The following is a 6,638-nucleotide window of genomic DNA, read 5'->3' as shown; positions in this document are numbered from 1 at the left end:
CCTTCCGGCGCTCCGGAGCGCCCGCGGCTGGAGCGCGACGTCGCCCGTCTGACGGGCGAGCTGGAGGCCGCCCGGGACGGCTCGCGGCTGCCGGAGTCGGCCACCGCGGGCGAGGCGCTGCACGACCTGGTGGTCCGCACCCGCCTGGCGACCCGGGAGGGGGCCGCCGCGCCCGCGTTCACGCCTGCGTGAGCATCTCCCACCAGGGATCGACCTGCGGCGCGGCGTCGGCGTCGATCCGGTCGCCGGGGCGCGGGACCGCCAGGCGCACGTCACGGGCCTTGGCCTCGTGCCAGAGCCGGTCGACGGGCTCGGCCCACGGGTGGAAGGCGAGGGTGAACGTCGCCCAGTGCACGGGCAGCAGCAGCCTGCCGCCCAGGTCGAGGTGGGCGGCGACCGCCTGCTCGGGGTCCATGTGGATGTCGGGCCAGGCGGGGCTGTAGGCGCCGATCGGCATCAGGGTCAGGTCGAAGGGGCCGTGCGCGGCGCCGATCCGGGCGTAGCCGTCGAAGTAGCCGGAGTCGCCCGCGTAGAAGACCCGGCGGTTCGGCCCCGCGACCGCCCAGGAGCCCCACAGGGTGTCGTTGCGCCGCAGGGTGCGGCCGGAGAAGTGGCGGGCGGCGGTGGCGGTGAAGCGCAGGCCCGCGACGACCGCCTCCTCCTCCCAGTCGAGCTCGATGATGCGCGGGGCGGGCACGCCCCAGCGCTCCAGGTGCGCGCCGATGCCCAGCGGGACCAGGAACGGCATGGTCTGCGTCGCGGTGAGCGCGCGCACCGTCGCCCGGTCGAGGTGGTCGTAGTGGTCGTGTGAGATCGCGACCGCGTCGAGCGGCGGGAGCTCCGCCAGCGGGACCGGGAGCGGGTGGAGCCGTCGCGGGCCGACCAGCCGGGAGGGGGAGACCCGCTCGCTCCACACCGGGTCGAACAGCACGCGCCGTCCCTCGATCTCGACCAGCGTGGTGGCATGGCCGTACCAGACCGCGCTCAGTCCGGTCTCGGACGGCGGCGTGGCCGGGGAGGCCACCAGCGGGACCGGCCCGGCGGGCCTGCGGCCGGCCCGGTCGCGGAGCAGCTGCGCCAGGAGCTGCGGGGCGCCGGTCGCCGGGACCGGGTCGGCGGGCACGGGGTTGTGGAAGGCGCCGTCGCGGAACCGCGGCGACCGCGTCATCCGCGCCAGCCGCTCGCCGGTGGCCCTGCCGCCCAGCTCCGCGGGGACGTCCCGCAGCGCCCAGCCGGCGGCGGCCAGCGCCAGCCCGCCCGCGATCAGCCGTCCCACCGATCCTCTTGCCGCCATCCTGCACACTCTCCTCGCGCGTGGCTCCCGACGGTTCAACCGATCACGGGCCCGCGGTGTTCCCGGGCGGAGCCGCCGGGGCGGGCGGGTGCCGCCGCGCCCTCCGGCCCGGCAGGGCGCGGGCCCGGCGGGTCCGGAGGGTACGGCGGGTCCGGAGGGTACGGCGGGCCGCGGGGCGCCCGTCAGGCCAGGTGCCGCTCCACGGTGGCGACCTTGGCGTCCATCCGGCCGCCCGGGCCCTGGCGGATGTCCGCCTTCAGCACGAGGCTGACCCGCCCGCACCGGGCCTCGACCGCCGCAACGGCGTCCCGGACCACACCCATCACCTGATCGAAATCCTCACCTTCGACCGTGGTGAACATCGCGTCGGTGCGGTTCGGCAGGCCCGAGGCGCGCACCACCCGCACCGCCTCGGCGACCAGCGCGCCGACGTCCTCCCCCGCACCGATCGGCGTCACGCTGAACGCCACGAGCACCGACATGCCTGTCCCCTCTCTTCGGGATCTCCATGGTCGGCCCCTACGGTACGGGCCGCCGCCTTGGACCTCCGGCACCCCTGCGGTCAACGCTCGTGCCACCGGTCAGGGCCGGGGCGACCGGTGTACCGGCAGATCGCCGCCCGACACTCGCCGGGCTCCGCAGGCTGACGGTCGAACCGGAGCGCGAACGCCCCCGCCGACCCCGCCCTCGGGGCCTCCGTCTCCAGGTCGCCCGGAGGCCCAGGGCGTCGTCGCACCGGACCTGCTCGACACCCTCCGGGCGGGCAGCGACCCGGGCGAGCACTCACGGATCTCGGCCTGGCCCCCTTTCGGCTCGGCAGCGTCGCCGGCGAGCCGGTCGAGCTTCAGCTCCACTCCGGCCTGCCCGGTCCTGACGGCCGCGACGTCGCCCTTGATCTCGGTGATGTCGTGCTCGACGGCGCCGACCCGCTCCTCGATGTACGGCATGCGTGCCAGGACACGCGCTCCGGCACCGGCCGCCGGCCGGAACGTCCCGGAGTCACGACCCCGGCCGCCGTCGCCTCCCCCGGCCTCTGCGGAGCAGTACCCGCGCAGCCGCCTCCCCCAGCACGTAGCGATTCGTGCGGCCCGGGACGGCCTCATGCCCTCGCAGGATCTCGCGGACCCGCTGGACTTTGATCCCGGCCCCGCGCAGGAGGTGCGCTAGCTCGGCTGCGGTGACCAGCGTCTCCGCCATGCTCCGTTCGGCGGGCTGGGAGGATCCATTCGTCGTCGGGGCGGGCTCAGCCCCGTTCGGGTGCGGCACGTCGTCGGTGGGGGCGGGTGTCTGCGCGCGTTCCGCGGCAAGGAATTGCTTGATCCGCTGGTCGATGTGGTCGTTGAGCCGGTTGGTGACGCGCGCCTGCACCAGCGTGTCCAGGTGCCGGTTCATCCGACCGTCGAAGTGCTTGTCGAAGCGGGTACCGAGCTGCGGCCACAGGTTCTTGTCGGCCCAGGTGTCTGCCCAGGTGTTGAACCGGGTGTCGAACTGCTCCTTGATGAACTCCTCGGCCCGTGCGTCGAAGTGGGCGTCGAGGAGCTGCTTCAGGTCGGCCTTCGGTAGGCCGTCGAACTGCTTCGCGAACCTGGAGTCGAATTGGGAGGTGATGCGGTCCGTGAGCTCCATGTCCGCCCAGGCGCGGAGACGCTCCTCCATGCGGGCGTCCAGATCACGTTCCGCCTGTTCCTGGTACCACTCCCTGAACCATCGTTTGACCAGCGCCTTCAGACCCATGCGTACCCCTCGCCAGAAGTGATGGAAGGTGCTGCTGCCCGCACGATATGAAGCGTTCACCAACGCAGACAGTCAGCGAAGAGGCATGCTTTCGTCTCCCGGGCGATACGGAGATCGAGGCGTAACGGTCGGCAGGGGCACCTCGCAGGTACAGCGATGCCGACGCCGCCGAGGCGCGAGCGCTCCGGGCACTCCGGACACTCCGGGCGCGGCACTCCAGACCATGACGGGCGGTATGTCACGCCGCATGTAGGACAATCGTCTCGGGACCGACATCGACGGCATCAGCGGAGGCGGACATCACTGTGCAGCGAGGCGTACGCGTGATCGGTTCCGAAGAGGTGGACGAGGCGGCCGAGGTGCTGGCGCTGGCCTTCGAGGGATATCCCTGGACGGCCTGGACGGTGGCCCGGGACGGGCACCGGCGCCGCCTGGCCGGGCTGTTCCGGATGACGGTCGAGGAGGTCGGCCTGCCGTACGGGGACGTGTGGGCCCTCGACGGCGACGACGGGCGCATGGCGGCCGTCGCGGTGTGGCTGCGGCCCGACCGGCCGGTCCCCGGCGAGGTCTGGCAGCGGCTCGCCGTCCGGGAGGCGGAGCTGGCCGGGGACCGCCACGCGGCGATGGAGGCGGCCGAGGCGGCGTGCGCGGTGCTGCGCACGGGTGAGCCGTCGTTCGTGCTCGCCACCGTGGGGGTGCTCCCGTCGCGGCAGGGGCGGGGAGCCGGCGGCGCCGTCCTCCGGCCGGGCCTGGCCGAGGCCGACCGGCACGGCCTGCCCGCCACGCTGGAGACCTCGACGCCGGAGAACGTGCGGCTCTACCGGCGGCTGGGCTTCGAGGTGACGGGCGAGGTCGAGATCGACGGCGGCGGTCCCCGCGTCTGGGCCATGCGCCGCCCGCCCGTGGAGGCCGGGCCGTAGGCGCACGGCCCGCCCGGGGTGCGCGCCCGCTGCGGGCCTGCGCCTCTTCTGGCCTGCGCCTCTGCGGGCGTGATCGGGGCGCGCACCGGAGCGTTCAGGCGTCCGGGACCGGCCCCCGGTCCCGGTCCGTCTGACGGGCGAGCCACTCCCGCCGGGTGATCGCGTACTCGACCTCGCCGAGCTCGCTGCCGGGGAGCGGGTCGTCCCAGTCCAGGTGGAACGTGCGCACGTACCGCATGCCGGCGGCGGCCATCGTCGCGCGGGAGGCCGTGTTGACCGCCATCGTCTCGGCGAAGATCCGGTCCAGTCCGAGGTCGGCGAAGCCGTGCCGGATGAGTTCGCGCGCGCCCTCTCCGGCCAGGCCCCGGCGCCAGTGGCGGCGCAGCAGCCGGTAGCCGAGCTCGGCCTCGCCGTCGGCCGGGCCCTGGTCGGCGCGTTCCGGCGGCTCCAGGATCCACCAGCCGACGAACTCCCCGTCGACGGACCCGGCCCAGAAGCCCAGGCCCGGGACGCGGCCGGCGACCGCGAGCCGGCGCCGGTGCAGGACCTCGACCTCCTCCCGTGTGCGGGCGGGGCCGAGGTAGCGCATGACCTCGGGGTCGGAGTCGAGTTCGATCTCGTGTTCGAGGTGGTCGTCGGAGAGCGGGACGAGCAGGAGGCGGCCGGTCCGCAGTGTCGCCTGGGGCATGACGGGCATTCTCCCGCGCGCTCCACTCGCCGCCCACCCGGTTTTCCCCCGGCGCGGTCCCCGCCGGACGGCCGCCGACGGATTCGTGACGCCGCCCGCACCGTGCGTGCAGGCGGCGCTCAAGCCGTCGGTAAGCGGCGTGCCGTATCACCGAGGCAGACACCCGCAGCCGGCAGCACGCCGGGTCCCACCCTCCAGGAGTCCGCAATGAACCGCCGCACGATCCTCCCGGTGACCGCCGCCCTCGCCTCGGCGGCGGCCCTGTCCGTGGCCGCTCTGCCCGCCCACGCCTCCGCCACCGCCACGGCGGGCGGCTGCGCCATCCGGCCGTACGGCCTCATCGGCGCCCGCTGGGCCCAGCTCGGCGGCGCCAACGGCAAGCTGGGCTGCCCGACCACGACCGAGCGCGACATCCACCAGAACGGCGTCGGCTGGGCCGGCCGCCGCCAGACGTTCGCCCGCGGCCAGATCGCCTGGTCGCCCAAGAACGGCGCCAACCTGGTGGTGGCCGCCTGGTCGGAGGGGAACCGCGCCTACTTCGACTGGCACCGGACCGACCGCGCCTTCGACAAGTTCATCGTCCTGCAGACCAGCGCCGCGGGCGGTGAGCAGGTGGACTTCCGCGGCGGCTTCCGGGGGCGCGCCTACACCGTCATGCGCACCAACGGCGGCTACCGGTGGAACGTCAAGGGCTGCGACAGCGGCGTCTTCGGCTCCAGCTGCCAGAAGACCTGGACCGTCTCCGTGACCGGCTGATCCCGCCGTGGCGGTGCAGGCCGGCCGCGCCCCCACGGCGGCCCCGGATCCGTCCCGACCAGCACCGGGGCCGGGAGCGACACCGGTACCGGACTCGACTCTTTTTTAGTATTGACTTAATTAAGCGGAGAATGAAACGGTGTGCAGGTGCACGCCTTCGACGTCCTCGGCGATCCGGTCCGGCGCCGGATCCTGGAGCTGCTCGCCGACGGAGAGCAGGCCGCCGGGGTGATCAGCGAGATCATCCGGGCGGAGTTCGACATCTCGCCACCCGCGGTGTCCCAGCATCTGCGGGTCTTGCGGGAATCGGGTTTCGCCTCCTCCCGGGCGGAGGGCACCCGTCGCATCTATGCCGTGGAGACGGGCCCGTTGCGGGAGGCGCACCTGTGGCTGGAGCGCTTCCGCCCGTTCTGGAACCAGCGGCTCGATGCGCTGGCCACCGAACTGGCGCGAGGCGGACGCCGGTCCCGCACGACGCCCGCCGACCCCGGAAAACCCACCACGGCATCCGAGTCGGATAGTGAGGAGAACACGTGATCGACATCGTCGACCAGGTCAACGCCACGCACCGGGAGATCGGCAGCCTTCCGGTCGCCGGTGGCGCGGGGCGGTCGCTGCTGCTGCGCCGGGTCTACGACGCCCCGATCGAGGACGTCTGGGACGCCTGCACCGACCCGGTACGGCTCAGCCGCTGGCTGGGTCCCGTCGAGGGGGATTTCCGGCTCGGCGGCACCTTCCAGCTCAGGGGCAACGCCGGCGGGGAGATCCTGCGGTGCGAGCGGCCGCGCCTGCTCAAGGTGACATGGGTGCTGGGTGAGGGCATGGCGACCGAGGTCGAGCTCCGCTTGACGGCCGCCGACGGCGGGCGCACCGCTTTCGAGCTGGAGCACTCCTCGCCCGCCGAGATCGTCGACGAGCTCGTCAAGACGTACGGGCCGGGCGGCACGATCGGCCTCGGCGGCGGATGGGACCTCACCGTGCTGGGCCTGGACCTTCACCTGCGCGGCGTGGCCGTCGACCCGGCCACCTGGGAGGACACCGCGGAGGCGAAGGACTTCGCGACGCGCAGCTGCCAGGCCTGGGGCGCGGCCGTCCAGGACGCGTGGGGCATCGGCGACGAGGACATCGCCGCGGCCGTCGCGTTCGGCGTCCGGCACTTCGCCCCGGAAGCCGGCGAGTCGTGACCGGGGCCGCCACCACCCGGAGACGGGCACGGAGCCCGCGCGCCCGCGGCACGGGGGGCGGG

At 74.0% G+C, this 6,638-nt stretch carries 9 protein-coding genes and 1 pseudogene; 5 read left to right on the top strand and 5 right to left on the bottom strand.

Annotated features, from left to right (window positions below; translation table 11 throughout):
* Positions 1–192: pseudogene (locus ABD823_RS30950) on the top strand (hypothetical protein); the annotation flags it as partial.
* Here ABD823_RS30950 and ABD823_RS30945 read toward each other — a convergent pair.
* The 4 genes from ABD823_RS30945 to ABD823_RS30930 form a co-directional block, all read right to left on the bottom strand.
* Positions 179–1,294: an MBL fold metallo-hydrolase gene (locus ABD823_RS30945; protein WP_344865808.1), complete on the bottom strand. Its 1,116-nt coding sequence runs from the start codon at positions 1,292–1,294 to the stop codon at positions 179–181. The pseudogene ABD823_RS30950 and the gene ABD823_RS30945 overlap by 14 nt on opposite strands.
* Before the next feature lie 182 nt (positions 1,295–1,476).
* The gene (locus ABD823_RS30940) at positions 1,477–1,776 is read right to left on the bottom strand and encodes a thiamine-binding protein (RefSeq protein ID WP_425566687.1); all 300 of its coding nucleotides are present in this window, start codon (positions 1,774–1,776) and stop codon (positions 1,477–1,479) included.
* Between the two features lie 99 nt (positions 1,777–1,875).
* Complete coding sequence (locus ABD823_RS30935) at positions 1,876–2,241, bottom strand: hypothetical protein (RefSeq protein ID WP_344865805.1); 366 nt, start codon at positions 2,239–2,241, stop codon at positions 1,876–1,878.
* Between the two features lie 52 nt (positions 2,242–2,293).
* Entirely contained in the window at positions 2,294–3,028 is a 735-nt protein-coding gene (locus ABD823_RS30930; protein WP_344865804.1) for a hypothetical protein, read from the bottom strand.
* Positions 3,029–3,351: 323 nt separating this feature from the next.
* On the opposite strand from ABD823_RS30930, the gene ABD823_RS30925 reads away from it, so the two are divergent.
* Positions 3,352–3,948, top strand: a complete 597-nt coding sequence (locus ABD823_RS30925; protein WP_344865802.1) for a GNAT family N-acetyltransferase — start codon at positions 3,352–3,354, stop codon at positions 3,946–3,948.
* 94 nt (positions 3,949–4,042) lie between these two features.
* On the opposite strand, the gene ABD823_RS30920 is transcribed toward ABD823_RS30925, so the two are convergent.
* Entirely contained in the window at positions 4,043–4,636 is a 594-nt protein-coding gene (locus tag ABD823_RS30920; protein WP_344865800.1) for a GNAT family N-acetyltransferase, read from the bottom strand.
* Positions 4,637–4,843: 207 nt separating this feature from the next.
* On the opposite strand from ABD823_RS30920, the gene ABD823_RS30915 reads away from it, so the two are divergent.
* The 3 genes from ABD823_RS30915 (at position 4,844) to ABD823_RS30905 (ending at position 6,576) form a co-directional block, all read left to right on the top strand.
* Positions 4,844–5,392: an LGFP repeat-containing protein gene (locus ABD823_RS30915; protein ID WP_344865798.1), complete on the top strand. Its 549-nt coding sequence runs from the start codon at positions 4,844–4,846 to the stop codon at positions 5,390–5,392.
* A 141-nt stretch (positions 5,393–5,533) separates the two neighbouring features.
* Positions 5,534–5,929 (top strand): ArsR/SmtB family transcription factor, encoded by a 396-nt coding sequence (locus tag ABD823_RS30910; protein ID WP_425566686.1) that lies wholly within the window; start codon positions 5,534–5,536, stop codon positions 5,927–5,929.
* On the top strand, positions 5,926–6,576 hold the full coding sequence (locus tag ABD823_RS30905; RefSeq protein ID WP_344865796.1) for an SRPBCC domain-containing protein: 651 nt from the start codon (positions 5,926–5,928) through the stop codon (positions 6,574–6,576). Before ABD823_RS30910 ends, ABD823_RS30905 begins: the two co-directional genes overlap by 4 nt.
* Positions 6,577–6,638 lie beyond the last annotated feature (62 nt).

Origin of the sequence: Planomonospora alba (genome assembly GCF_039534085.1) — a bacterium.
In the GTDB taxonomy this organism is placed as follows: Bacteria; Actinomycetota; Actinomycetes; order Streptosporangiales; family Streptosporangiaceae; genus Planomonospora_B; species Planomonospora_B alba.
This window is presented reverse-complemented; position numbering and strand designations above follow the sequence as displayed.